This window comes from Pseudomonas sp. Pseusp18 (genome assembly GCF_059506005.1).
Map to the genome: position 1 here is coordinate 3,051,264 of NZ_CP169240.1, position 26,970 is coordinate 3,078,233.

Consider the following 26,970-nt stretch of genomic DNA (forward strand, 5'->3'; position numbering starts at 1 on the left):
GGTCATTACCGATGCTGACAAATTCATATTAATGCAGCTTCAATGCATTATTTTTGCAGCATCGCGACGCGTCGACCGCTCATGAAACAGAGAAAGCCGCCCATCGCCGTCAACGCGCTCAGGGCGTAGAACATGGTGGGCGCGGGCGTGTGCATCAGCAGGAAGCCGCAGATCACCGGGCTCAGCGCACCACCGAGGGCTGCGAGGTTCTGCGCGCCATAGTAGCTGCCGCGCAGTTCTTCCGGGGCCAGGGTGTCGACGAAGAGGAATTCGGCCGGGTAAATGATCATTTCGCCGAGGGTGAAAATGAACATCGCGATGCACCAACTCACCAGGCCGTCGGCCAGGCTGAAACCGATCAAGCCGAGGATGAACAGGCTGCTGCCGCCGACAATCCAGTAACGCAGTTGTTCGCGTTTGAGAAACCGGCCGATCTGGTATTGCAGCAGGATCACGCTGATGGCGTTGCAGGCGAGCAGGGCGGCCATGGTTTCCAGCGCTCGTTTGGCGTCGTGGGTCACCAGCAGGTATTGCGACAGGTACAAGGTAAAACGACCGTGGACCACGGTGCTGAGCAGGCAGCCGCAGGTGAACATGATCAGCGTGCGGTCGTTTTTCAGGGTGACCAGGGTTTTGAGAAAGCTTTGGGGCTGGCCGATGGCGGGTGTCTGGGCCGGGTCCTTGGGAATGCCGCTCATCAGGAAAATGCTGAAGAACGCGATGCCGCCGGCGATCAGGAACGGGGCAATCGGGTACACGCCGGCGATCACCACACCGAGCATCGGGCCGGTGGCGTAGCCGATGTTGGTCAGGGTGTAGCGCAGCGAAAAAGCCTTGGCGCGCTGACCCATGGGCAGGTTTTCGCTGAGGATCGCCTTGGAGCCGATCAGAAACAGCGCCGAGGCGGTTTCGGTGATCACCAGGGTCGCGGTGGTCAGGTAGAGGTTTTCGGCAAAGGTCAGCAGCACGAAGCCGATGGCACTGGAGAGCATGGCCAGGATCAGCAGCCGACGCTTTTCGAGGCGATCGATGATGTAACCACCATAGAGCGCAAGCAGGGTGGCGATGAACACCGCAATCCCGAGCAGCAGGCCGACGTCCTGTTGGTTGAGGCCGAGCTTGGTGCTCAGGAACAGCGTGAGCAACGGGCTGGTGATGGCGCGACTGACGACGATGGTCAGCGAGCAGATCATCAGCCGGCGGATAACGAGGGAGTAAGTGGCCACGGTGGGGCAAATGTCCTTATTCAGATTCTGTGGTGTTTGGCGCGCAACGCCAGACTCAACTCAGCCACCGATCAAGCGCCCGAACCGACTCCAGCTCTTCCAGTCGCCACAACTGTTCCAGCAGTTGACTGGCCTGCTGTCGCGGTATCACCCGCCCGGCCAGGCTGAAGAATTTCTCCTCCAGCGCCGCATCGCTCAGCGGATTGCCCGGCGCCCCCAACGGCACCTCAACGCACAGGCTCGCTTGCCGACCGTCCACGGTCCGCACGCTGACGACAGGCTCGCCATCCTCGGACAGATGCGGGTCGACTTCAAGGCGAATACGCGACATCCAGTGTGCAATCCGTGGGTGGCGGCGCTGTTCTTCGTCATAGGCTTCCAATCGGCAATGACCGTGGTTCAGCCGGGCCGCCAGGGCATAACGCAGGCTCATCTGCGCCGCCGGCAACGTGCTGACGTCCTGGCCACCGCACATGTCCTGAAGGAATCCGCACAGCGACACCTGTACGTCCTCGACCTGCTCGGCGCTGATCTGCAATTGATCGAGCAACAAGCCCAATGCGTCGATCGCCGAATGCGTCCCCCGGCATGCCGCATAGGGCTTGATCGAGCAGCGGGCGAGTTTCCATACGTGGCCCAGTTCGGCGTCCAACGCCTCGGGCACGGCAGTGTCCGCCGCGAGAGTCTTGAGGAAACCGCCCCAGACGTCATCGAACAGTTTTGTCGGGCCGGTGATGCCTTGTTGAGCAAACCGCGCGGCCAGCAATCCACCTTCGGCGGCGCGTCCGCTGTGGAGTCTTTTGCTTTGCGAACCGTCATGGATAAACGCCCACAGACCACTGCTGAAGCTGCCGGCGATGCCCAGTGCCGACAAGGTTTGTTGTGCATCCAGCCCCAGAATCCGTGCACTGGCCGCCGCCGCGCCAAACACTCCGCACGTCGCCGTGGAGTGCCAACCGGCGCCGTTATGGGCCGAGTAACTGCCGCAGGCTTCGAGCACCCTACGGCCGATTTCGTAGCCGATCACCACGGCAGTGATCAGTTCGCGGCCGTCTACTGGCTTCGTTGACATCGACAGCGCCGCCATCACCGCCGGCAGCACCACCGCGCCGGAATGGTCGCAGCCGCCGGTATCGTCCAGCTCCAGGGCATGCGCGGCGATGCCGTTGAGCATGGCGGCTTGCGCCGCGCCGACTCGCTGACCGGCGCCCCAGACCAACGTGCTGCCGGCTTCCCCCTTGAACACCTGACGCGCCTGTTTCGCGACATCGCTGCCGGCTCCGGCCAGGGCTGCGCCGAAGGTGTCGAGAATGTGTCGCTTGGCTTGCTCCACCAACGCGACGGGTAAATCTTCGAAACGGGTATCGACGCAGAACTGCGCCAACCGCGCCATTCGCTTAACCCCATCCTGATCTTTCATACGCCGTAATCCCGATAATGACGCTCGTACACAGCGGCCGGGTGATCCTCGGTCACCGGCGCTGCCGACTCTGCCCACCACTGAGCCACTTCGGCACCGGTGGCGATCCACACGTCATCGTGCTGCTGAATGCTTCGCAGTAATTCGCGCAACACACCGATCCGTCCCGGTGTGGCGATGATTTCCGGGTGCAGCCGCAGCACGTAACACAAGCCGAACCGGTGAAACCCGGCGAAATCCATCTTCAGATTGCCAAGGGTGTGGCTGTAGGAGGCGATGCGCGATTGCGCCGGTGGCACCGCCGGGCTCAGGTTGAAGGCGAAATAGGGTTCGTCTTCCAGTTCGTAGTGCAACGGCAGTTCGATCACCTCGGGAGCCGTCGGATGCGCGAAGGGCAAATCATCGCCGCGCCATGACGAGGACCAACGGATACCGTGCTCGCGCAACGCCTCGATGAAGCCCGGTGCGCCATTGCCAGCCGGAATGCGAAAGCCTGTCGGACGCTGACCGGTCAGCGCGCTCAAGGCCGCGCAGCCCTTGGCGATCTCGGCGTTTTGCTCGGCCAGAGTCAGGTTATCGTAGTGCTGATGGCGGTAGCCGGCGCAGGCAATCTCGTGCCCGCCGGCCTGGATCGCCCGGAGGTGTTGCGGGTTTTCCTCGGCAACGATGCCGGGCACGAACCAGCTGCTGGAAACCCCCAGTTCTGCGAACACGCCAAGCAAACGCTCGACCCCGCGCTGGGTGCCGTAGCGCCACACCGACAAGGTCTTGTCGCGCCCGGCGACTTCCGGCGCCTGGGTGAGGATGCCGTGGATGTCGTTGTAATCGACGGTCAGCACCACGGCGCAGCGGTAGCCGTTGGGCCAGACAATGGAATCAGCCATGGTGATGCTCCTTCAGCCACCAGTGGGCGACGTCGCGGCAGGTGGCGAACCACACGTCGTCGCGCTGGCGCATGTGTTCGAAGAGTTTTTCCAGTAACAGGATGCGCCCCGGTTTGCCGGTGATCTTGGGGTGGAACAGGGTGGTCAGGCACAGCCCTTCAGCCATGGCGCCATCGAACTCGCGGCACCAGTTATCGAGGGTCAGTTCGTAGCTGGCGGTGCGGTCCAGCCCGGAAGGGAAGTCCGGTGCGCGGGTGTAGGCGAGGGAGGCGTAGTCGTCCATTTCCCAGCGGCCGGGGATTTCCACCAGTGGTGTATCGAAGCCCGGCACCTTGACCAGGTAGGGCCGGTCATCGCCGCGCATGCTGCTGGAATAGGTCACGCCGGCTTCCACCAGCATGGCCGGCGTTTCGGCCCGCCAGTCGCCGGACGGTGTGCGGAAGCCTTCAGCGCGGATGTTCAGGTACTTCCAGAACACCTCGCGGGATTTGTGCATCACATCCTTCTGCTGCTCCAGCGTCAGGGCGTAAAAAGATTCGTGTTTGTAGCCGTGATAGGCCACCTCATGCCCGCGCTCGACAATCGCCTGGCACTGTTTCGGCCAGTTCTCCACGACCCAGGCCGGGACGAAAAACGTGGTCGGGATGCGGAACTCATCCAGCAGATCGAGAATCCGTGGCAGCGCCCGATAGGGGCCGTAACCGCCGAAACCGAAATACTCGGGCTTGCGCCAGATCGAGCCGTTAAGCATGGCATCGCCGGTGGGGCCATCGAGGTCGAAGGCCAGGGCGAGGCAGGCCTTGTGCTGGTCGGGCCAGGTGGGTTGCAGCGAGGAGGACATCGTATGGCGCTCCAGAATTAATAGTTGAAACACCCGTAGCAGCTGCCGAGCCCGCGAGGCTGCGTTCGGCGGCGCAGCCGTCGTGAATTCAAACTACGCGGTGTTTCAGGAAAACCTCGCGTGCAGGGTTTACGACGGCTGCGCCGCCGAACGCAGCCTCGCAGGCTCGGCAGCTGCTACGAACCGTGTTATTTCCCGGCGTTGATGGTCACGGTCTTGATCGCGCCCAGTTCCAGGTCCCATTTCTTCAGGATTGCCTGGTAGCTGCCGTCATCGATCATGCTTTGCAACGCGACTTTCACCGCTTCGCTCAGCTCAGGTTTTTTCTTGCTCACACCCATGCCCGAGAACTGCTTGGAGATCGGCAGGCCCACGGTTTTGTACATGTCCTTTTCCTGGGTCTTGAGGTACGGCAGGGTTTCGCTGCCCTGCATGGCCGCGTCGATACGGCTCTGACGCAATTGCGCACGGGCGTCGGCCGAGCCCTCGGTGCCGATTACGTTGATCGCGGGTTTGCCGGCGGCTTCGCAGTTGGCCTTGCTCCACTCGGCGATTTCCGCCGGGAAGGTGGTACGGCGGCTGGTGCCGACTTTCTTGCCGCACAGGTCGACGATCTCGTTGGTGTCCTTGTTTTTCTGCAAGGTGTAGAACTGCGGGCCACTGGTGAAGTAATCGACGAAGGTCACGCTGGCCTGACGCTCGGCGGTGTCGGTCATGCCCGACAGCACCATGTCTACGCGGTCGGTCGTGAGCGCGTTGATCATTTGCTCGAAGCCGGTTTCCTGCCATTTGATCTTCACGCCCAGACGTTCGGCCAGGGCGTTGCCCAGGTCATAGTCAAGGCCGGTGAGGGTGTTGGTGGCCGGGTCCTTGAAATCCATCGGCGGGTAGTTCGGCATGATCGCAACAACGACCTCGCCCTTGTCCTTGATGCTGGCCGGCAACTCGGCAGCGAAGGCGAAACCGGATGCCAGGACGCTGGCAAGTACTGCTGGGATTACTAGGTTCTTCATGGTCGTTCTCTTATGAGTGTTGTGAGCGCCAAAGAGCGCTTAGGTTCGAACGGCAGAAATGAAGCTTTGGGTGCGTGGGTTTTGCGGACTTATTAGTATTTCTTCGGGGCTTCCAGCCTCCACGATCTGCCCGCCGTCCATGAACACCATGCGGTTGGAAACCTCGCGAGCGAAGCCCAGTTCATGGGTGACGACGATCATGGTCATGCCGGTTTGCGCCAGATCGCGCATCACCGACAGCACCTCTCCGACCAGTTCCGGGTCGAGTGCCGAAGTGGGTTCATCGAACAGCATCAGCTTGGGGCGCATGGCCAATGCACGGGCAATGGCGACACGTTGTTGCTGACCACCCGACAGTTCGATCGGGTAGCTGTTGCGCTTGTCGGCCAGGCCGACGCGAGCGAGCAGTTCCACGGCTTCTTCGTGCGCCTCTTTGGGCGAACGCTTGAGCACCTGGCACGGCCCTTCGATGATGTTTTGCAGTACAGTCATGTGCGGGAACAGGTTGAAACGCTGGAACACCATGCCGGTGGCCAGGCGCTGACGGGCGATCTGCGACTCGTTGAGCTCGTGCAGTTTGTTGCCGACGATCCGGTAACCCACCAGTTCGCCGTCGACCCACAGGCCGCCCTTGTCGATTTTTTCCAGCTGATTCACGCAACGCAGCAGGGTGCTTTTGCCGGAGCCGGACGGGCCGATGATGCACAGCACTTCACCTTGCTCGACCTCGATGTTGATGTCCTTGAGCGCGTGGAAATGGTCGTAATACTTGTTCAGGCTCACGGCCTTGACGATGCTTCTCATGTTGGGCTCCTCAAGAACGCTTGCCGGCGCCGCGAGCGAAACGACGCTCCAGACGGCTTTGACCAAAGGACAGCACGGTGACCGTGGCCAGGTACCAGATACCCGCAACGATCAGCAGCTCCATCACACGGGCGTTGGCGTAGTAGATGTTCTGCGCGTTGTAGAGCAGTTCGGAGTACTGGATGACGCTCGCCAGGGAGGTCATTTTCACCATGCCGATGAATTCGTTACCGACCGGCGGAATGATGATCCGCATGGCCTGGGGCAGGATGATCCGGCGCAGGGCTTGCAGGCGCGGCATGCCGATCGACTTGGCGGCTTCGTACTGGCCGGTGTCCACCGACAACAGGCCGGCACGCACCACTTCGGCGGTATAGGCGCCCTGGTTGATGCTCAAGCCGAGGAGGGCGGCTACGAAGGGCGTCATCAGGCTCACGGTGTCCATTTCGAACAGGCCGGGAATGCCGATGGTGGGGAAGATCAGCGCCAGGTTGAACCACAGCAACAGCTGCAGGATCAGCGGCGTGCCACGGAACAGCCAGGTGTAGGTCAGCGCCACATAGCGCAGGATCGGGTTGGCCGACATGCGCATGATCGCCGTGATCACCCCGAAGACAATGCCCAGCGCCATCGCCAGCACCGCCATGACGATGGTGTTGAGCAAGCCCCACATGATCGCTTGCGAAGTGAGGAACTGGCCGATGTACGACCATTCGATCTTGCCTTCGGCGAAGGCTCGTACCAGGCCGATAATCGCGATCACGATGACGGTGGCGAAAAAAATCCGCCCGTAGTAGCGCCGTGGCACGTGTTGGTACTGGGTGATATCGAACTGGTTTTCCGCCAGTTTGCGCTCCGCCTGGAGTCGTTCTGCCTGTGTCTGGCTCATGTTGGTTCTCCGTACGCCGCCCTCGATACGGGCGGCGTGTGTGGTTTTTCAGTTGCAGCGCTCGCGCAGGGTTTTCGCCCTGGATCAGAGACGGAAGCCCTGATAGTTCTCGGTCCACTCTTGCTGCGCGACAAGGGCGGTTTTCAGTCGGCCGATCTGCTCGCGCACCTGTTGCGGCGCGGTACCGCCCCAGCCACTGCGGGCAGCGATGGCGGCTTCGAGGGTCAGGCTGTCGCGCACCTCAGGCGTCAGACGCGGATCGATCTCGGCCAGCAGCGCCGGTGAGGCTTCCCACAGTTCGATGTCGTGTTTCTCACAGGCCTGGACCAATGCGCCGGTGATTTCATGAGCTTCCTTGAACGGCACACCGCGCATCGCCAACCAGTCGGCGACTTCGGTGGCAAGGGTGAAACCCAGCGGTGCCTGACGGCGCAGTTCTTCGACGTTGACCTTCATGGTCGCGACCATCCCGGCCATGGCCGGCAGCACCAGCAGCAGGGTGTCGACGCTGTCGAGCACGCCGTTCTTGTCTTCGCTCAAGTCACGGTTGTAGGACAGCGGCAGGGATTTCAGCGTCGAGAGCAGGCCGGTCAGGTTGCCGATCAAGCGGCCAGCCTTGCCCCGGGCCAGTTCGGCGATGTCCGGGTTTTTCTTCTGCGGCATGATCGAACTGCCGGTGGCGTAGGCATCGTCCAAAGCGACCCAGCGAAATTGCCGCGACGACCACAGGCAGAATTCTTCGGCGAGGCGGGAAATGTTGATCCCGAGCATGCTGGCGATAAACAGGAATTCGGCGACGTGATCGCGGCTGGCCACGGCGTCGATGGAGTTTTCGCACACGCCGCTGTAGCCCATTTCCTTGGCCGACTGCTGGGGCAGGCGAGCGATGGCGGAACCGGCCATGGCCGCCGCACCCAGTGGCGACAGCGAGGTGCGCGCGTCCCAGTCCACCAGACGCTGCACGTCGCGCAGCATCGATTGGGCGTGGGCCAGCAAGTGATGAGCGAAGACGATCGGCTGGGCCTGTTGCAGGTGAGTGAAGCCCGGGCAGATGCTTTCGACGTGTTGCTCGGCCTGCTCCACCAGCGCTTGCTGCAAGGCCAGCACTTCAACGGCCAAAGTACGGACGTGATCACGCAGGAATAGCCGCAGGTCGTTGGCGGTCTGGTCGTTGCGCGAACGGCCTGCGCGCAGCTTGCCGCCCAGTGCGCCGAGGCGTTCGGTCAGCAGGCGCTCGATGAAGGTATGCACGTCTTCGTCGTCCAGGGTCGGCGCGATGCTGCCTGCACGGAAGTCATCACCGATGCGCTGCAGGGCGTCGAGCATGGTCTGGGTTTCCTGCTCACTCAGAAGACCGGCGCGCTGCAATTCCCGGGCATGCGCCTTGGAACCGGCGAGGTCGTACGGGGTCAGGCGAAAGTAGCGCTCGGGGCAACGGGACAGGGCCGCCAGGGCTTCGGACGGGCCGCTCTTGAAGCGGGCACCCCAGAGACGGTCGGTGGTTTGAGACATTGTTGTTTTCCTCGTCGGTAACGCGAACTGATATCGGTGTGCAGAGCCTGAAACACTTCCGGAAATTATTCGGGTGTGGTCATGGCCAAGCAGTGTTCAAGAGGGCAGTTGCTAAAGGGCGAGAGCTGATCGAAGTGTCAGCTTTTAATAGTTCGAAATCAGTGAGTTGGCACTGATTGGCGGGATTTATTAACGGTTGCCAAGCCTTGTTTTCTGTGTTCATTATTATTAGCCAGCACTGTTTTTGTTGTTGGACACAGGTTGTTGAATAGGGCGCCAGAGGTAAATAAGCATTATGGAAACCCCACTTTCCAGTTCCGGAAACCCGCCGCTAAAAACGGTACATCGGGCGCCGCTGGCCCTCAGCGGCCTGGACTTCAAACTGCTCAAAGTATTCAAGGCCGTGGTCGAGGCCGGCGGCTTCAGTGCGGCGCAGAATGAGCTGAATGTGGGCTTGGCGGCCATCAGCAAACAGATTTCCGACCTTGAGATTCGTATTGGCATGCGCCTGTGTACGCGGGGGCGGGAGGGGTTTCACCTGACCGAAGAAGGGCGTCTGGTGTATCAGGCCTCGATCGATTTATTTGCCTCGGTCGACAACTTTAGAGACCGGCTTAGTTCAGCGCAGAATGAACTTATTGGCGACCTTGGGGTGGGCGTCATTGATAATACGATTACGGACTCCAATTCTCCGTTAGTTGCGGCGCTTAGAAGAATAAATGAAGAGTCGCCGAAAGTAAGATTTCAACTTCAGGCATCGCAGTTAGATGAGGTGGAAAGAGGCGTGGTCGAGGGGCGGTTAGTGGCCGGGATCGTGCCGGTTTATCAAAAAAGAGAAGAGTTCGATTACTTCCCGCTTTATGAAGAACGCTCGTACGTGTATTGCGCTGTCGGTCATCCACTGTTCTCGGTGCCGGAGGCGGACATGGGCGGCAATGTGCTGCAGGATTACGAGTGCATCAACCACCGCTACGCGATCCATCGGGACAAACTGAATTTTGCCCGCTACGACAGCTTTTCCGCCTCGGCGACTCAAGTGGAAGCCGTGGCGCTGCTGGTCAAGACCGGCCGTTTCGTCGGTTTTCTGCCCGAGCATTACGCGGCAAACCTGGTGGCTCAGGGAGAGTTTCGGGCGGTGCGTCCGGACCTGATCAACATCGTCACGCCGTTCAATCTGATCCTGCGCCACAACACTGTGCGCAGTCCGTTGGTGAAGGCGTTTGCCCAGGCGCTGGGGGTGGATTTGAAGGCGCCGGTTTAACCTCAAACGTAGGCGTTCAAGTGTGGTTAACAGTAACTAACGGACAATACATGGATACGCAGGAGCTACTGCAGGCTGCGATCTTTGATCTTGCTCTTCAGCAACATCGAAACCATCAAAAGATCGCAGCCTACGGCAGTTCCTACAAGGGCGGCGTGTGCAGCAATACGAAATCGTTTTTATCGAAACGTCCGCTCAATACCGGTGGCTGGGCCCCCAGCGGAGTGCCTTGCAAGGCGTTGTAGTCGTTTCGGTCCATCATCAGCCAGGCCGGCCCCGAGAGGGCTTCCAGTTCCTGAATCGATTCGGTGAACACCGGTTGAAAGTCCTGCTCGATATTGACCATGAACTTGATCGCCTTGGCGTCTTTGCCCATGCCGTGCAGCACCAACGGCGCCGGGGCTTTTTGAATCTCTGCGAACGCGGCTCGGCTGAAGGCTTGCGTGTCGTAAAGCTGACGTTCGACCGGTTCATATACCAGGATATAAACCGACCACAGCGCCAGGACTGCGCAACAGGCCAGCACCTCGGCTCGCCAGCGAGCGCGAAACCAAGCCGCCAGCGTGATGACTTGCAGAGCCGCAAGCACGATCAATACCGGCACAAAGGCAGGAGGTTGTGCTGGCAGACGCCGCTGAATGATCAGCAATGCGACAATCAACACCCCCGGTATCACCAACCACAGCCCTTGCATCAAACCCCGCAACCAACCGAATACCCGACCTTGCGCCACCTGAAACGGGTACGCCGCAATGATCGCTGCCATGGGCAGCATCGGCAGCAGGTAACGGGCCTTTTTCGCCTGGGGAATCGATAAGCCAATCATCACGATCAACCCGGCCGCCGTGCAGTATTGCAACAAGCGTAATGCCGGACCTGCCTGCCGTGGATTCGTCAGCCAGACCGCGGCCAATACCAGCAGTGCCAATGGATAAGCGAGCGCATAGTTGCCAAACGAAGCGGTGAAGTAATACAGCGAACCACTGACGCCTTCACTGCCGTCCATGCGCCCCATGAACTGCATGCGCACCACGTCATGCATGAAGGCCGTTCCACCACTGGCTTCGGCCAGCCACAGGAGTGCGCCAACGCATACCACCAACAACACCGCCGCCAACAGGCCAAAACCGAACAACCGTGACCATTGGCGATTGAGCAGGTAGTAGCTGCACAGCATACCGGTGGGGATCACCAGCCCGATCGGCCCGCGAATCCCGAAGCCCAACAGCAGCAGCACAAAAATCAGCGGCCACCGACGGGGCATCGCGAAATGATCGGCGGCGTACCCAAGGTAGAACACCGAAAAGGCCACGGCCGCCAGCATCAGGTCCTGGGACACGGCACGGGTTTCAGTGACAAATGTACTGGTGAGCAACAGCAACGCGATGCTTAGCAGCGCCCAGCGTGTGGAGCAGGGCGCGACCAACCGGTACATCAACGTGACGATCACCGCGGCGCCGATGGCGCTCGGCAACCACGCGGTGAGGCTATTGACCTGACCGAACGGCAGGGACAGCAGCCAGACAAACACCGTAGACAGCGCCGAGTAATCGGCATAGGGCTGGCCATAGGTGGTCGGGAAAAACGACGGCCCGTGGCGCAGCATCTCCTGGGCGAACAGCACGAACCGCGAATCGAAACCGATTGCTGTTTGCTGATAGACCCCCGCGATGAACAGCATGAACGTCAGCAGCCCGAACCCTAAGGACTGCCGACGAATGCCGGGCGATAGCGTACTCACGCGACGACTGAGGCCGATGGCCATTGCTGAAGGGGAATTGGCAATTTGCGGGATTCACCTCGGCCCATCGGGAAGTACAGGAAGCCGCTGCGGGCCAGGCGCTCTGCGTCGTACAGGTTACGTCCGTCGAAAATCACCGGTGCATTCAGGCGTTGCTGGATCAGGTCGAAGTCCGGCGCCTTGAACTGCTGCCATTCGGTGCAGATGATCAATGCATCGGCGCCCGAAAGGACTGATTCCGGCGTGCCCATGAGCATCAGCTTCGGTTCGTCAGGATAAAGCTGTTGGGTTTCCTGCATGGCTTCCGGGTCGAACGCCCGTACATTGGCCCCCGCAGCCCACAGCGACTCCAGTAGCACCCGGCTCGGCGCATCGCGCATGTCATCGGTGTTGGGCTTGAAGGCCAGGCCCCAAACGGCGAAGGTCTTGTCGCGCAAATCACCCTTGTAGAACGCGTTGATGCGTTCGAACAATTTGTGTTTTTGCCGCTCGTTGATGGCTTCCACCGCTTGCAGCAGGTCGCTGTTGCAATGGGCTTCTTCGGCGCTGTGGATCAGAGCGCGCATGTCCTTGGGGAAACACGAGCCGCCGTACCCGCAGCCAGGGTAGATGAAGTGGTAACCGATGCGCGAGTCGGCACCGATGCCCAGCCGTACCGATTCGATGTCGGCCCCCAGGTGTTCGGCCAGTTCGGCGATCTGGTTGATGAAGCTGATTTTGGTCGCCAGCATGCAGTTGGCGGCGTATTTGGTCAGTTCGGCGCTGCGCAGGTCCATGAACATGACGCGGTCATGGTTGCGGTTGAACGGTGCATAGAGGTCGCGCATCACGTCGCGCACTTCATCGCCTTCACAGCCGATGATGATGCGGTCCGGGCGCCGGCAATCGGCCACGGCCGAACCTTCTTTCAAAAACTCCGGGTTGGAAACGATATCGAACTGCAGCTGACGGCCGGCCTTGAGCAGGTACTGGTCGATATGGGCGCGCAGCGTATCGCCGGTGCCCACCGGCACCGTGGATTTTTCCACCAGGATCACCGGTTGTTCACGATGACGCGCGACCGCTTCACCCACGGATAACACGTATTGCAGATCCGCCGAACCATCCTCCCGGGATGGCGTGCCGACGGCGATGAACAGCACCTGGCCATGTTGCACCGCGAACTTTTCGTCCGAGGTGAAGTGCAGCCGCTTGGCATCCAGGCTTTCACGCACCAGGCTGGCCAGCCCCGGCTCGAAGATGCTGACGTGGCCTTGTTGCAGCAACGCAACTTTTTTCTCGTCAATGTCCATGCACACTACGTCATGGCCGACTTCAGCCAGGACGGCGGCTTGCACCAGACCAACGTAACCGCTACCAAATACACTGATTTTCATGATGCACTCCTAAGTTCGGGCGCGCGAGCAGGTCGAGAATTAATAGTAATGACCCCCAGGATGACCAGCGCCACTCCCAGGGTTTTTGAAAGACTGAAGGATTCGTTGAACAGCGGCAGGCTGGCGGCCAGCACATACACCAGCGCGTAGCTGATGCTCAGCAGCGAATAGGCCCGACCCAGCGGCACATCCCGCAGGGCGGCGAGCCAGGTGAGCATCGACACGGTATAGGCGAGGATGGCGGACAGCACGACAATCACAGCGGGCATATCGACGCTGCCGCTGCTCAAGGCCGCTAACCACTGTTCGGGATGTGGCAATCGAGTCATGCTCCAGCGCATGCCCAACTGCGCGGCGGTGCCCAGCACTACGCTGCCCATGGCGAAGGCGATTCCGCGACGCAGGCTCATGCGTGTTGCCCCAGCAACGCCACGCCACCAATCACCAGCGCCACGCCCAACCAGTGACGGCGGTCGATGACTTCGTGAAAGACGAAACGGGCGACCAGTGTGATCAGCACGAAATTCAGGCTGAGCATGGGATAGGCGATACCGACTTCGAGGCGCTGCAACACCAGCAGCCAGACCAGCAAACCCAGCCCCAGAGAGGCGAGCGCCAGCCACAGCCAGGGCGAACGCAGTTTCTCGCCCCAGCCCGAGGTCTTGCCACGCCAGCTTTCCACGGCGTACTTCTGGGCGATCTGGCCAAGGCAAGTCAGCAGGCAGGCGGTCAGTAGCAGCAACAGGCTCATGACGCATCCCGAGGGAAGATCAGGATCACCAGGTTGCCTTGTTCATAACGTTTGCCATCCTTGGGCAGCAGTTCGATTTCTTGCAGTTCGTCATCCCCTTTGACCCGCATCACCACGCCGACCGAACCACTCTGACGCGCTTCGCGCATCCACTGTTGCACGTGCTCGAGATCGACCCGCTGCTGCATTGCATCTGGATCAGGGTAGTCGAGGCCGTATTTCAATTCGCCTATCGTGTTGTACAACGCCACCTCCGGGCGTTTCAAGCGCCAGGCCAGCGCCGAGGCAGCGCCCAGGTCGTTGCTCAACAGTTTGTCGGTTTGCGCCAGCTCCGGGGCGTGCTGGAGGATGAACTGGTCGGGCATCTTGTTCGCCACCACCGAATCCGGCATGCCGGCCGGCAGCACGCCGATCAGCAGCAAACTGCCAAAAGCCGGTGCCGCCCAGCATTGCAAGGGACGGAAGGCCTGCAGCAGGTTGGCCATGATCCAGCCGATCAACCCGATGAACACCAATACCAGGTTGTGCAGTTCGTGGGTGTACAGCGGTTTTTTCAGTTGCAGATAAACCAGCGTAATCAGGACGATCAGGCCCAGCGTCATGTTCAGCAGGCCATTGATCCCCAGCACCCGACCTTGTTCCAGCTTCAGTCGGTCCGCCAGGGCATGGCCCAGCAACAACGCCAGAGGCAGCAGGCAGGGCATGATGTAGGTCGGCAGCTTGCCGTTGCTCAGGCTGAAAAACAGCAAGGGCATCAGCAACCACAGCAGCAGGAAAGCGATGTTGGCCTGACGCCGGGTCTGCCAGGCCTGTTTCAGCGCCGATGGCAGCAACGCCGCCCATGGCAGGCTGAACGCCACCAGCAGCGGCAGGTAGAACCACCATGGCGCATCGTGTTGTGCGTCATCCCCGGCGAAGCGGCGAATGTGTTCGTGCCAGAAGAAGAACCGCCAGTAATCGGGTTCCTGCGTGTGCACCGCCAAGGCCCACGGCAGGCTCACCGCGATGGCCACGACAATCGCCACTGGGCCGTAAGTCAGCAGTTCCCGCCAGCGTTTCTGCCAGAGCACCCAGGGCAGGGCGATCAATACCGGCAACGCCCAGGCGAGGAAGCCCTTGGTCATGAAACCCATGCCGCAGGCCAGACCCAGTACTGTCCAGCCGAGTAGACGCTGGCCACGGCTGGTGCTGTCCAGCGCAAACCACAAAGCCACCAGGCTCAGGTTTACCCAGAAGGTGAATTGCGGATCGAGGTTGGCGTAGCCGGCTTGCCCGGCGATGATCGCAAAACTCATGTACAGCAGCGCGCAGGCAAAACTCTTGCGCGGCTCGTTCCACAGCCGGTGAGCGATCAGGTAGCACAGCAACACGCTCAGCCCGGTGCTCAGCACCGAGGCGATACGCACGCCAAACAGATTGTCGCCAAACATCGCTTGGCCGATGGCAATCATCCAGTAGCCCGCGATGGGTTTTTCGAAGTAACGCAGGCTCATGAAGTGCGGCGACACCCAGTTACCGCTCAGGAGCATGTCCTGGCTGATCTGGGCGTAACGGGTTTCGTCGGGAATCCATAGGCCGTGGGTGCCCAGTGGCAACAAGTACGCCAGCAGCAGAACGACCAGTAATAACGGCAATGCCCAAGGTTTGCTCATGCGCCTTGAACCCCTAGCCATCCTTCGCGACCCTCAAGGGTGCCGCGTACAACCCGGCCCTTCGGCAAGATGACGGGGGCGTCGGGTAGCAAATTGCCCAAGGGTTGGAAATGAATATCACGTTGGCGAGCATCGGCCAGTAATTGGCGAAAATCGTTGGCCATCAGAATCCCTTCTACTTCGGCATGGACAGTGTAGACATTGAGTTTTTGCGGGGAGAACCGCTCAAGAATAAAGGTGTTGAAGTCTTTGGCTGCGACGGTGGGGCCGACCACTTCGTCGAAGGTCGGCAGGTCCACCGGAATCTGCGGTGCGCCCAGACTACCATTGGTCAGGATTGGCTGGAACAGGTGCTGGCCTCGACAATCGCTGTTGTAGCGAAAGCCGAAACCTTGCTTGGCTTCGATCACACGCTCGTCCGCCCGCCAACCGGCGGATGCCGAGCATTCGACTTTTTGACCGAGGATGTCACTGAGGCTATCGACGCCACGGCGAATTTGCTCGATCAGTTGCGCCTGGCTCCAGCGTCCGGCATTGGCCTGCCAGCCGTGGTGATCCCAGGCGTGCAGGCCGACTTCATGCCCGGCCGCCTGGGCCTGACGCATCAGGTGCCCAAGGTCGCGACCGATCGGTTTGCCCGGCCACGCAGTGCCGGCCAACAAAATATCCCAGCCATACAGGCCGGCAGCGTTGGAACGAAGCATCTTCCAGAGAAACTGCGGACGGATAAGGCGCCACAAGTGGCGCCCCATGTTGTCTGGCCCGACGCTGAAGAAAAACGTCGCCTTGACCTGTGCTTCATCGAGTATTTCGAGTAACCGCGGCACCCCTTCACGGGTGCCTCGGTAGGTGTCGACATCGATTCGAAGGCCTGCCTGCATCAACGTTTTTTGTCCGCGATTTCGAGCATGGCCTCGCGCAGGAAGAAGTCCAGCGTGTTGCCGATGGTTTCCTTCATCTCCACGGTGGGTGCCCAGTCAAGCAGACGCTTGGCGTTGGCGATGCTCGGTTTGCGGTGAGACACGTCCTGATAGCCAGTGCCGTAGAAAGCCTTGCTTTCGATATCGCGGAAACCGGCGAATGGCGGGAAGTTGTCGCGCAACGGGTGAGCTTCGAACTGACGCAGCAGTTCTTCGCCCAGCTGACGAATGCTGGCTTCGTTGTCCGGGTTGCCGATGTTGATGATCTGGCCGTTGCAGACATCGTTGTCGTTGTCGATGATCCGCGCCAGGGCTTCGACGCCATCGGCGATGTCGGTGAAGCAGCGTTTTTGTTCGCCGCCGTCGAAGAGGCGAATTGGCGTGCCTTCCACCAGGTTCAGGATCAACTGGGTGATGGCCCGGGAGCTGCCGATACGCGCCGAGTCCAGACGGTCCAGGCGTGGGCCCATCCAGTTGAAAGGGCGGAACAGGGTGAAGTTCAGGCCTTTCTGGCCGTAAGCCCAGATCACTCGGTCAAGCAGCTGCTTGGAGATCGAGTAGATCCAGCGTTGCTTGTTGATCGGCCCAACCACCAGGTTAGAGCTGTCTTCGTCGAAGTTGGCGTCCTGGCACATGCCATAGACTTCGGAGGTCGACGGGAAGATCACGCGCTTGTTGTATTTGACGCAGTAGCGAACCAGCTTCAGGTTCTCTTCGAAGTCCAGTTCGAATACACGCAGCGGATTGCGGGTGTATTCGATCGGCGTGGCGATCGCCACCAGCGGCAGGACCACGTCGCATTTCTTGATGTGGTACTCGATCCACTCCGAGTGGATGCTGATATCGCCTTCGACGAAGTGGAAGTTAGGATGGCTGCGCAGGCGCTCGATGGCGTCCGAGCCGATGTCCAGGCCGTACACTTCATAGCGGTCGTCACGCAGCAGGCGCTCGGACAGGTGATTGCCGATGAAGCCGTTGACGCCAAGGATCAGCACGCGGGTGCGACGCGGTGCACGGCCCGATTCGGCGCCACGCAGCACAGAACCGTCGACCAGCCCCAGTTCATTGGCCAGTTGTGGGCCGCTGAGGTACAGGCCGTTGTCGTTGCGTTGGCCGGCGTTGATCACCAGCGAGTCTTCGCCGCAGGCGATTCGCAGCGGATCGACGCTGATAACCCGGCCTGGTGCCTGGCCTTCGTTGCCCTTGACGACATCCGCGCTCCAGACAATCAACTTGTGCTCGCCCACGGCACAGAACGCGCCCGGGTAAGGTTGGGTCACGGCGCGGACCAGATTGAACAGTTCTTCGGCCGGTTTGCTCCAGACCAGTTTGCCGTCCGCCGGGGTGCGACGGCCAAACACTGTGGCTTTGGATTCGTCCTGTGGGGTTTCGCTGATTTTGCCCTGAAGCAATGCAGGCAAGGTGTCGCGCAGCAGATCGCTGGCGGCCTGGCGCAATTTGGCGTGCAGGGTCAGCGCGGTGTCGGCGCGCTCGATCGCTACCCGCTCCTGGGCAATGATGGCGCCGGCATCGGCACGTTTGACCATGCGGTGCAGGGTCACGCCGGTCTCGGTTTCACCGTTGACCAGTACCCAGTTCGCCGGTGCGCGGCCACGGTAGCGAGGCAGCAACGAACCGTGCAGGTTGAAGGCGCCTTTGCTGGCCGTGGCCAACAGTGGTTCGCTCAGCAGGTTGCGGTAGTAGAACGAAAACAGGTACTCGGGGTTGAGTTTGTTGATGCGCTCGATCCACAGCGGGTGGTTGGCGTCTTCCGGGGCGTGCACCGGGATGCCTTTACGGGCGCACAGTTGCGCAACCGAGCCATAGAACGCATTTTCCTTCGGGTCATCGGGATGGGTGAACACGGCTGCAATCTCGAAACCGCTGGCAAGCAGGGATTCGATGCCGGCACAGCCAATATCGTGATAAGCGAAGACAACAGCTTTTGCACTCATGAGAGAACCTGATCTGAAGAAGTGGAAGTGAGACCGTCAACGGTGACAACGGGGGCAGGAGCAGAAGGGGTGCTACGTAAAACTTTTTCGATAAAGAACCGTGGACGTGCCCGGACATCGCTGTACATGCGGCCCAGGTACTCGCCCAGCAGGCCCATGCCAATGAATTGCCCACCGGTGAAAACGAACAATACGGCGAACAGGACGAACGTACCGCCGCCCGCCCAACCGGCGCCGAAAGCCATGCGCAGCACAATCAGCGCGATGGCGAACAGCACGCCGAGGCCGGCCATGCCGAAGCCGACGATGCTCAGCAATCGCAGGGGCGTGGTGGTCATGCAGGTGATCAGGTCGAACATCAGGTTGATCAGGCGCATCGGGCTGTATTTGGATTCGCCGTGTTCACGCTCGGCGTGGGTCACCAGAATTTCCGTGGTGTGCCGGGCGAAGCTGTTGGCCAGGATCGGGATGAACGTGCTGCGTTCGCGGCAGGCGAGCATGGCGTCGACGATGGTGCGGCGGTAGGCGCGCAGCATGCAGCCGTAGTCGCTCATGGCAACACCGGTGGAGCGCTGCACGGCAAGGTTGATCAGCTTCGACGGCCAGCGACGCAAGGCCGAGTCCTGACGGTTGTTGCGCACCGTGGCGACTACGTCATAGCCCAGTTCGGCCTGGGCCACCAGCCGCGGGATTTCTTCAGGCGGGTTTTGCAGGTCGGCGTCGAGGGTGATCACCACGTCGCCCTTGCATTGTTCGAACCCTGCCATGATCGCCGCGTGCTGGCCGTAGTTGCGGTTGAGAATGACCGCCACCACCGGGCTGCCGTCGAGACTGGCCGCGTCCTCGAGGATTTGCGCCGAGTTGTCGCGGCTGCCGTCGTCGACCAGCACAATTTCGTAGTCATGATGCAGTTGCTGGCACGCCGCTTCGGTGCGCCGGAGCAACTCAGGCAGGCTGTCTTCCTCGTTATAGACCGGGATGACGATTGATACGCAACGGATCGGATAAGGTTTCACAGGCTTCTGTCCAGTGTTTTTTCAATGGCGCCGACGACACGATCGACATCATCGCTGGTCATGTCGGGGAACAACGGGATCGAACACAGCCGCGCCGAGTTCCATTCGGTGTTGGGCAGGTAGATGTTGGGGAAACGCTGCCGGTAGTAAGTGTGCAGGTGGGTGGCGATGAAGTGAATACCGGTGCCGATGTTCTGTTCCTGCAACGCCTTCATGAACGCCTCGCGATCCAGCCCGCAACGTTCGGCGTCGATGCGCAGGATGAACAGATGCCAGGCGTGCTGTTGCGCATGGGCCGGAATGGCCAGCGGTTGCACCGGCAGGCCTTCAAGGCGTTGCAGGTAGGTCTGGGCCAGCTCTGTGCGTTTGGCGTTGATCGCGTCCAGGCGTTCCAGTTGCACCAGGGCGATGGCGGCATTGATGTCGGCCAGGTTGTACTTGAAGCCGGGTTCGATCACCTGGGCCTGGGGTTTGCGGCCGTGGGTGAGGCGGTCGTAGGCGTCGACGCCCAGGCCATGGAACTTGAGCATGCGTACCCGATTGGCCAGGGCTTCATCGTCGCTGACGAACATCGCGCCCTCGGCGCAGGTCATGTTCTTGATCGCGTGGAACGAGAAGATCGCCGTGCCTTGGGCGCCGACATGCCGACCTTTATAGAAAGTGCCCGCCGCGTGAGCCGCGTCTTCGATGACGGTGATGCCATGTTTGTCGGCCAGAGCGTAGAGCGGATCGAGGTCGAATGCCGCACCGGCGTAATGCACCGGAATGATTGCCTTGGTGCGAGGCGTGATCGCAGCTTCGATGCTCGCCACGTCGCTCATCAACGTGTCGCGGTCAACGTCGACGAAAACCGGCGTCGCACCGAGCAGGCAGATCATGTTGGCGGTGGACACCCAGGTCTGCGACGGAGTGATGACTTCGTCGCCGGGACCGATACCCAAGGCCAATAAAGTAATGTGCATGCCACCGGTGGCCGAGGACAATGCGACGGCATGCCGACAGCCGACATAGTTGGCGAAGTGTTCTTCCAGTTGCTGGTTTTTCGGCCCGGTAGTGATCCAGCCAGAGCGCAGTACTTGCTCTACCGCAGCAATTTCTTCATCGCCGATACTCGGGCGAGAGAAGGGGAGAAACGCCTGACTCATGGGCACCTCGGAACTGAAAAAAAATTAGACTATCAGGCTTGAACGTTGGATCCAACATCAGCGTAGACGCTAAAACAAACGCTGCATCAAACAGTTGCCAGTAATTTGTGACAAATTACATCGGTTGACTTTGCTTGTCATGCCCAGCGGATTGGACGCCATCAAGACGCCATCTCCGGTCCGTTGAGGGTAAGCGCGATTTTGTGAAAGGAACATGAAAAACCGGTAGGTGATTCGTTTTATTTCAAGCCCATACAGGCACTGTTCAGACTTCTACCGGCTCATCGCACTTTTTGTAGGGAAAGGCGTCCAGAAGTGTCCGCCTTGATGGACTTGCGCTGCATTGCTTAGTTGTTTTTTTTTTCAATTGTTATATTCGGGGCGATTTCGTTTCTTACCCGTTACCGATTCAAAACCTTAAGGTTCGCTCAGTACATGAGCATGGCCGATGGTCGACACATGAACCTCGCTGCCAGCGGGTGGCGCGTGCATGCCGGAGCTGCGCACCAGCAATGAACGACCCGGACGCTCATCAGCGCTAAACGTCTGCAATTCCACGGTCAATGTGCAGGTATTACCGCCGAAGTCGCATTCGGTGACCACGCCGCGACAGCCGTCCTGTTGCGCCAGTCCGTGGGGCGCGCTGATCAGCTGAAGTTGCTCGGGGCGCAGCATGATTTGCGCTGATCGGTTGTTTCTGTGGTTGTTGACCGGTATGCGACCCAGATCGCAATGAGCCCAACCCGCTTCGATTCTGGCCGGCATGACCACGGCATCCCCGAGAAACAGGGCTGTTTGTTCATCGGAGGGATAGCGGTAAAGGTCCAGCGGATGTCCGGATTGCACTAGCCGGCCCTGACGCATCACCGCCAACTGATCGGCGAATGACAACGCTTCACTTTGATCGTGAGTCACCAGAATGGTCGTGACACCGGCGTCAGCCAGAAGCCTTGCGACCAATTTGCGCATGGCGGCGCGCAAACCGGTATCGAGTGCCGAAAACGGCTCGTCCAGCAACATCAGCCGTGGTTGTTGCGCCAGGGCCCGGGCCAGCGCGACACGCTGTTGCTGGCCGCCGGAGAGTTCATGCGGCCAACGATTGGCCATGCTCGAGTCCAGTGCCACGCTGTCCATCAACTCGGCGACACGTTCCTGTTTGGCAACGCCCTTGGCCGCCAGCCCGAAACCGATGTTGGCGGCTACGGTCATGTGCGGGAACAGTGCACCATCCTGCGGAACATAGCCGATCAAGCGTTGATGCGCGGGTACCTCGCGGGTGCCGTCGACCAGCGTCTGACCATTGAGCGCAAGGCTGCCCGAGTCCGGGAACTCGAAACCGGCGATCATTCGCAGCAAGGTGGTCTTGCCCGAACCGGACGGGCCGACGATCACCGTACGGCTTCCCGTCGGCACCGACAGGCTGATGTTCTCCAGGGCTCGTTGAGAACCGTAGGACTTGCAGATCGAGTGGAGTTCAAGAGCGTTCATCGGCCAGCCGTGCGTTTGGATTGATGGTAAAGAAGTCCGGTTAACGGAAGCGACAGCAGAATCATGAGCAAGGCATAGGGCGCCGCGGCGGCATAGTCGATTTCACTGGTCATTGCCCAGAAACCGGTGGCCAGGGTGCGCGTGCCATTGGGGGCTAGCAGCAGGGTGGCGGTCAACTCATTGCTGACCGCCAGAAACACCAGCGCAGCGCCAGCGGCAGCACCGGGTGCGGCCAGACGCAGAGTGATCAGCCACAACGCCCGACCAGGCGAACGGCCGAGGCTGCGCGCCATGTTCTCCAGTTCCACCGGCGCCTGGGCGATACCTGCGCGCAAACTCACCAGGGCGCGGGGCAAAAACATCAGTAAATACGCCAGCAGCACCGTGATGGTGGTCTGGTAAATCGGCCGGGCAAAATGAATCGTCAGCGTTACCAGCGCCAGCGCAACGACAATCCCCGGCAACGCGCTGGTAATGTAGTTGCAGCTTTCCAGCACACGTTGCAACGGGCCCGGTGAGCGAATCGACAGCCAGGCGATCGGGATGGCCGCGCATGTGGTAATGAGCGCACCGGCGGCCCCGAGCATCAGCGTCTGCTCCAGCGCCGGCAACAGTTCGCTCAGGTTCCAGACTTGCGCGCCACCGGCGATCAGCCACTTGCCAAGGGTGATCAACGGCACACCGAGTGCCAGCACACAGGTCATGCCTTGCAGCGTGAGCGCGAGCAGGGTGGTGCGCAACTTCAAGCGCACGATCCTTTGTTCGCGCGCGCTTCCCGACCCGACCCGGGCGTAGCGCGCCGTGCCGCGAGCAGCCGACTCGGCCGTCAGCATGGCGAGGCAGCAGAGCGCGAGGACGCCGGCCAGCATATTGGCGGCAGGCCCGTTGAAGGTGGACTTGAACTGATCGAAGATGGCCGTGGTGAAGGTGTCGAAGCGAATCATCGCGTACAGACCGTACTCGGCCAGCAGGTGCAGCCCCACCAGCAAGGCACCGCCGCAGATGGCCAGGCGCAACTGCGGCAGCACCACGCGAAAGAACACTGCCCAGGGCTTGAGCCCCAACGACTCGGAGACATCTTCGATGGCCGGATCGAGCCGACGCAAAGTCGCCGCTATCGGCAGGTAAAGAAACGGGAAATAGGCGATGACCGAAACCAGAACGCCGGCAAACAGCCCATGAATCGGCGGCACCAGACTGACCCAGGCATAGCTGTGCACGAATGCCGGCACCGCCAGCGGCGCCGTCGCCAACAGCGACCACCAGCGCCGCCCCGGCAAGTTGGTGCGTTCCGTCAACCAGGCCAGCGCCAGCCCTAGTGCGATGCACAAGGGAATGGTGAGCACCACCAGCAGCACGGTGTTGATCAGCAACTCGCCGACGCGTGGGCGCCATACCAGCGTCACCAGCGTCGCCCAGCCAGTCTGCACCGATACGCCGATCACGAAAGCAATCGGCAGTAACGCCAGTAACGACATCAGCACCGACAGACTAATCACCCAGGCGCCGCCGCGGCCTGCGAAGAGGCCGCGAGAGCGTGCGCGCAAGTGTGCAGAGGACGCCGCAGCGACCTCTGCCGGTAGCGTTTCAGGAAGCAATTAGAGCAACCCGGCCTGGGTCATCAGCTCAACCGCCTTTTTGCTGTCGAGTTTCGAGACGTCGACAGTCGGAGCGTCGAGTTGCTGCAGCGGCACCAGTTTCGGATTGGACTCTGCATTCTTGCCCACGGCGTATTCAAACGAGTTGCCGTTCTTGAGGATCGCCTGGCCGTCTTTGCCGGTAATCCATTTCAGGAATGCCTGGGCCTGTTCCTTGTGTTGACTGGAGGCCAGGACGCCGCCGCCGGACAGGCTGACAAAGGCACCTGGATCCTTGTGTTTGAAGTAGTTCAGCGAGGTGTTCTTGCTGTTCTCGCCGGTCTTGGACTGATCGACGAAGCTGTAATAGTGATAGATCACACCGCTGTCGATCTGACCGGCATTGACCGCTTTGAGCACGGCGCTGTTGCCCCGGTAGGCGGTGAAGTTGGTTTTCATGGCTTTCAGCCAGTCGAGGGTCGCGGCTTCACCCTTGAGTTCCAATACAGCTGCGACGATGGCCTGGAAGTCGGCGCCTGCTGGCGAAGCAGCCCAGCGGCCTTTCCAGTTCGGTGCGGCGAGGTCCATCAGCGATTTTGGCAAGTCTGCTTCAGACAGCTTGCTCGGGTTGTAGACGAACACCGTGGAGCGCGCGGCAATCCCTACCCATTTGCCATGCGCCGGACGATAGGCCGCGCCCACTTGTTCCAGCGTGCTCGGCGCAACCGGTGCAAACAGCCCCGCGTTGTCGACCAACACCATCGCCGGGGAGTTTTCGGTCAGGAACACGTCGGCCGGGGAGGCTGCACCTTCCTGCACGAGCTGATTGCCCATCTCGGTGTCGTCGCCATTGCGCACGGTCACTTTGATACCGGTTTCCTTGGTGAAGCCTTCGATCCAGGCTTTGGTCAGGCTTTCGTGTTGAGCGTTGTAGACCACGATACCGTCAGCCTGCGCAGCGGCATACACATGACCGGCGCTGAGTAAAGCAGTGGTCAGCAATGCGTTTTTAAGGAACGAGGGGATGCGGGAAATCATTCTGTCGACGGCTCCTGTTTTTTTAGTCAACACGCGCGGATTCATTATTGGAACAATGCGAATCATTTGCATGTTTGAGTCGCCGCGAATGTAGAGCGCCAAATGAGAAAAAAACGTCAAAAAATCGTAAATAGATGTCATTTCACTGTCGGCGGAAAACTTGAGCCGACACGGTGGTGGGCAACTTTCAAACGATATCTTCGATCGGAGTGTGGCCTTGGGCCTCTTGGCTGAACTTTGGCCTGGTCTGAGGTGACGCGGGGCTCAAGGCTTATAACGCATCATGGCAATGGTCACGCGCGTCCCTGTCTGCGGCGTACTTTGAACCGTCAGATGTCCACCCAGTCTTTCGACAATCCGCTTGCAGTGGGCAAATCCAAGTCCGAACGACGATGGTTGCGACCGTGCGGCGTCGGCACGGAAAAACACTTGCCCCAATTGCCGGACTTCTTGTGCGGACATGCCTGCACCGTTATCGGTGATCCGGATGATCAAACCGCCACCCGGTGGTTCGTCCAGCCTGACGTCGACGGCGCCGCCGGCCGGGGTGTACTTGATGGCGTTGTCCAGCAGGTTGCCAAACACCACTTCCCACTGTTCCGGTCCTCCGGCGACTTGGGCCTGATAATCCTCCAGCAGATGCAGGGAGAGACTGAGACCTTTGAGTTCGGCGGCCTTGCGCCAACGCTCAACGGCATTGAGCGCATTGTCATTCAACCCGCTTGCCTGCCCGGCAATCTCGGTGGTGCCCTCCAGTTGCGCAAGGTCCAACAGGCCGAGAGACAGGCGCTTGAGCACCTGCATTTCGGCCAGCACATCACGACAGGTCTGGGCGTAATCTTCGGCGTGCCGTGGCCGCGCCAGAATGACCTCCAGCGCAGAGGTCACGGCAGCAATCGGCGTCTTCAGTTCATGGGAGGCGTTGGCGATAAACAGCCGTTGATGTTCCAGCACCTCCTGAACCGCCGCTTCCATTTGCGCGTAGCTGTCGAACAGCAGTTTTTCTTCCGCCGAGTGCGCCTCGAATACCACCCGGCGGGTGAATTCCGGCGGCTTCAAGGTGCGCAGTTGTCGAGCGAAATGGCGAAGGTTGCGGGTGGAGAGCGACACCACGATAAAACTGCCAAGCGTCGTCAACAGCAATATCCCTATCGCGGCCAGCGCCACCACCCGTTTGAAGGCGTCGACCGCATTGAGCACCGGTTGCGCGTTGGTGGCCACCAGCAGCCTGGCTTTCAGCGGGCCTTCGGGGCCGGCGCGCTCAAGGTCGCCCATCTGTGCGATCCATTTCTCGTGACCGACATCGAACAGGAACGTCTCTTCGTCGCCCGCGCGAACCTGACTCATGGCCTCGCGAAGCGCTTTGCGCATTGACGGCGTTGGCCCCCAGGACTCTTGCAGCATCTCGCCCGATATCGATGACAAATCAAAATACAGGTCGTGATCGTGATCCAGTTCCGAGGCGAATTCACCCTGGCGCTGATAGACCAACTGTGCGTTTTCGACGCTGATCAGCGACTCGATGACGTCCGACTGGGTATCAAGATGGTGCCGCAGTTCATCGAGCCGGGTGGTTTGCACCCAATGACTCAGCCACACATAGCCGACGAGCAACACACACGCCTGAACCACGAACAGCGTGAGTGCGATTTTGATGTTCAGTGCCAGGTTACGCCACACGAAGGATCAACCCTTTGCCGCGAACGGTTTCAATCTCGACGTCGGCCCCAGCCAACTTGCGTCGCAGGCGATTGAGCAGCACGTCCAGGCTGTTGCTGTCCGGCTCGCTGTCGAAAGGGTAGAGCAGACCCAGCAACACCGTGCGGGTCTGCAATTGATTCGCCTTGCCGGCCAGTGCCACCAGCAGATCGTATTCCATGCCCGTGAGCTCCAGCGGACGGTCGCCGATGCTGACCCGCAAGGTGTCGAGTTCGATGTTCAGATTGCCCAGTGTCAGCGATTTCGAGCCACGGGCGATCGAGCGTCGATAGAGGGCATTGAGCCGCGACACCAGCTCGATCATTTCGAAAGGTTTGGTCAGATAATCGTCGGCGCCGCGATCCAGGCCCTGCACCCGATCCACCACCTCGCTTCTGGCCGTGACCATGATCACAGGCACTTCGTTGCCCTTGCCGCGCAGCACGTTGAGTACGTCCAGACCCGATATCTGCGGCAGCATCCAGTCCAGCACCAACACGTCATACTCACTGGCATCGGCATAGTACAAGGCCTCTTTTCCGTCCCTGGCCAGATCCACTACCCAGCCTGCTTCCTCAAGCCCGCGCTTGATGCTGTTACCCAGCAGGGCATTGTCTTCGGCCACCAGAACCTTCATCGCTCGCTTCCTGATCAGGCATCGCAGGCGTGCATTCATTGCATGTCCGGCACGCGCTGGCAAGCCGTCGCACAGCCATACGACTTCGTTAACAAGCGGTTCACTTTCGCTTCTTTAGACTGCCCG

Annotated in this window: 23 protein-coding genes; 1 reads left to right on the top strand and 22 read right to left on the bottom strand. The window is 60.3% G+C overall.

Features of this window, described 5'->3' with window-relative positions; all coding sequences use genetic code 11:
• Nucleotides 1-47: 47 nt before the first annotated feature.
• From ACEN9A_RS13760 to argH, 8 genes are all read right to left on the bottom strand, one after another.
• Nucleotides 48-1,226, bottom strand: coding sequence for an MFS transporter (locus tag ACEN9A_RS13760; protein WP_258674026.1), 1,179 nt, complete (start codon nucleotides 1,224-1,226; stop codon nucleotides 48-50).
• 55 nt (nucleotides 1,227-1,281) lie between these two features.
• On the bottom strand, nucleotides 1,282-2,646 hold the full coding sequence (locus ACEN9A_RS13765) for an MmgE/PrpD family protein (protein WP_258674027.1): 1,365 nt from the start codon (nucleotides 2,644-2,646) through the stop codon (nucleotides 1,282-1,284).
• Nucleotides 2,643-3,530, bottom strand: coding sequence for a polysaccharide deacetylase family protein (locus ACEN9A_RS13770; protein WP_258674030.1), 888 nt, complete (start codon nucleotides 3,528-3,530; stop codon nucleotides 2,643-2,645). The genes ACEN9A_RS13765 and ACEN9A_RS13770 overlap by 4 nt, the downstream gene beginning before the upstream one ends.
• Nucleotides 3,523-4,371: a polysaccharide deacetylase family protein gene (locus ACEN9A_RS13775; RefSeq protein ID WP_258674031.1), complete on the bottom strand. Its 849-nt coding sequence runs from the start codon at nucleotides 4,369-4,371 to the stop codon at nucleotides 3,523-3,525. Before ACEN9A_RS13775 ends, ACEN9A_RS13770 begins: the two co-directional genes overlap by 8 nt.
• Before the next feature lie 188 nt (nucleotides 4,372-4,559).
• Nucleotides 4,560-5,384 carry an ABC transporter substrate-binding protein gene (locus ACEN9A_RS13780; protein ID WP_258674033.1) on the bottom strand — a complete coding sequence of 275 codons (825 nt, stop codon included), beginning with the start codon at nucleotides 5,382-5,384 and terminating at the stop codon, nucleotides 4,560-4,562.
• Between the two features lie 39 nt (nucleotides 5,385-5,423).
• Nucleotides 5,424-6,188, bottom strand: coding sequence for an amino acid ABC transporter ATP-binding protein (locus tag ACEN9A_RS13785; RefSeq protein ID WP_018929141.1), 765 nt, complete (start codon nucleotides 6,186-6,188; stop codon nucleotides 5,424-5,426).
• A gap of 10 nt (nucleotides 6,189-6,198) precedes the next feature.
• The gene (locus tag ACEN9A_RS13790) at nucleotides 6,199-7,077 is read right to left on the bottom strand and encodes an amino acid ABC transporter permease (RefSeq protein WP_105346141.1); all 879 of its coding nucleotides are present in this window, start codon (nucleotides 7,075-7,077) and stop codon (nucleotides 6,199-6,201) included.
• A gap of 84 nt (nucleotides 7,078-7,161) precedes the next feature.
• Nucleotides 7,162-8,589, bottom strand: coding sequence for an argininosuccinate lyase (gene argH, locus ACEN9A_RS13795; RefSeq protein WP_138867517.1), 1,428 nt, complete (start codon nucleotides 8,587-8,589; stop codon nucleotides 7,162-7,164).
• 295 nt (nucleotides 8,590-8,884) lie between these two features.
• On the opposite strand from argH, the gene ACEN9A_RS13800 reads away from it, so the two are divergent.
• A complete protein-coding gene (locus ACEN9A_RS13800) occupies nucleotides 8,885-9,850 on the top strand; it encodes a LysR family transcriptional regulator (protein ID WP_258674034.1) in 966 nt (321 codons plus the stop codon).
• A 142-nt stretch (nucleotides 9,851-9,992) separates the two neighbouring features.
• On the opposite strand, the gene ACEN9A_RS13805 is transcribed toward ACEN9A_RS13800, so the two are convergent.
• From ACEN9A_RS13805 to ACEN9A_RS13870, 14 genes are all read right to left on the bottom strand, one after another.
• Entirely contained in the window at nucleotides 9,993-11,615 is a 1,623-nt protein-coding gene (locus ACEN9A_RS13805) for an ArnT family glycosyltransferase (protein WP_258674035.1), read from the bottom strand.
• Nucleotides 11,588-12,967 carry a UDP-glucose dehydrogenase family protein gene (locus tag ACEN9A_RS13810; protein ID WP_258674036.1) on the bottom strand — a complete coding sequence of 460 codons (1,380 nt, stop codon included), beginning with the start codon at nucleotides 12,965-12,967 and terminating at the stop codon, nucleotides 11,588-11,590. Before ACEN9A_RS13810 ends, ACEN9A_RS13805 begins: the two co-directional genes overlap by 28 nt.
• Nucleotides 12,964-13,377, bottom strand: a complete 414-nt coding sequence (gene arnF, locus ACEN9A_RS13815) for a 4-amino-4-deoxy-L-arabinose-phosphoundecaprenol flippase subunit ArnF (protein ID WP_258674037.1) — start codon at nucleotides 13,375-13,377, stop codon at nucleotides 12,964-12,966. The genes ACEN9A_RS13810 and arnF overlap by 4 nt, the downstream gene beginning before the upstream one ends.
• Nucleotides 13,374-13,718, bottom strand: coding sequence for a 4-amino-4-deoxy-L-arabinose-phosphoundecaprenol flippase subunit ArnE (gene arnE, locus ACEN9A_RS13820; protein ID WP_018925830.1), 345 nt, complete (start codon nucleotides 13,716-13,718; stop codon nucleotides 13,374-13,376). Before arnE ends, arnF begins: the two co-directional genes overlap by 4 nt.
• A complete protein-coding gene (gene arnT, locus ACEN9A_RS13825; protein WP_258674038.1) occupies nucleotides 13,715-15,370 on the bottom strand; it encodes a lipid IV(A) 4-amino-4-deoxy-L-arabinosyltransferase in 1,656 nt (551 codons plus the stop codon). The genes arnE and arnT overlap by 4 nt, the downstream gene beginning before the upstream one ends.
• Nucleotides 15,367-16,251: a 4-deoxy-4-formamido-L-arabinose-phosphoundecaprenol deformylase gene (arnD, locus tag ACEN9A_RS13830; protein WP_258674039.1), complete on the bottom strand. Its 885-nt coding sequence runs from the start codon at nucleotides 16,249-16,251 to the stop codon at nucleotides 15,367-15,369. The genes arnT and arnD overlap by 4 nt, the downstream gene beginning before the upstream one ends.
• On the bottom strand, nucleotides 16,251-18,245 hold the full coding sequence (gene arnA / locus ACEN9A_RS13835; protein ID WP_258674040.1) for a bifunctional UDP-4-amino-4-deoxy-L-arabinose formyltransferase/UDP-glucuronic acid oxidase ArnA: 1,995 nt from the start codon (nucleotides 18,243-18,245) through the stop codon (nucleotides 16,251-16,253). The genes arnD and arnA overlap by 1 nt, the downstream gene beginning before the upstream one ends.
• Entirely contained in the window at nucleotides 18,242-19,261 is a 1,020-nt protein-coding gene (gene arnC / locus ACEN9A_RS13840) for an undecaprenyl-phosphate 4-deoxy-4-formamido-L-arabinose transferase (RefSeq protein WP_258614310.1), read from the bottom strand. The genes arnA and arnC overlap by 4 nt, the downstream gene beginning before the upstream one ends.
• Nucleotides 19,258-20,406, bottom strand: a complete 1,149-nt coding sequence (gene arnB, locus ACEN9A_RS13845; RefSeq protein ID WP_258674041.1) for a UDP-4-amino-4-deoxy-L-arabinose aminotransferase — start codon at nucleotides 20,404-20,406, stop codon at nucleotides 19,258-19,260. Before arnB ends, arnC begins: the two co-directional genes overlap by 4 nt.
• A 417-nt stretch (nucleotides 20,407-20,823) precedes the next feature.
• On the bottom strand, nucleotides 20,824-21,894 hold the full coding sequence (locus ACEN9A_RS13850; protein ID WP_258674042.1) for an ABC transporter ATP-binding protein: 1,071 nt from the start codon (nucleotides 21,892-21,894) through the stop codon (nucleotides 20,824-20,826).
• Nucleotides 21,891-23,492, bottom strand: a complete 1,602-nt coding sequence (locus ACEN9A_RS13855; protein WP_258674043.1) for an ABC transporter permease — start codon at nucleotides 23,490-23,492, stop codon at nucleotides 21,891-21,893. The genes ACEN9A_RS13850 and ACEN9A_RS13855 overlap by 4 nt, the downstream gene beginning before the upstream one ends.
• Complete coding sequence (locus ACEN9A_RS13860) at nucleotides 23,493-24,509, bottom strand: iron ABC transporter substrate-binding protein (RefSeq protein WP_258674044.1); 1,017 nt, start codon at nucleotides 24,507-24,509, stop codon at nucleotides 23,493-23,495.
• Between the two features lie 264 nt (nucleotides 24,510-24,773).
• Nucleotides 24,774-26,189, bottom strand: coding sequence for a sensor histidine kinase (locus ACEN9A_RS13865; protein WP_258674045.1), 1,416 nt, complete (start codon nucleotides 26,187-26,189; stop codon nucleotides 24,774-24,776).
• Nucleotides 26,179-26,844 (bottom strand): response regulator transcription factor, encoded by a 666-nt coding sequence (locus tag ACEN9A_RS13870; RefSeq protein ID WP_258674046.1) that lies wholly within the window; start codon nucleotides 26,842-26,844, stop codon nucleotides 26,179-26,181. The genes ACEN9A_RS13865 and ACEN9A_RS13870 overlap by 11 nt, the downstream gene beginning before the upstream one ends.
• Nucleotides 26,845-26,970: the final 126 nt, after the last annotated feature.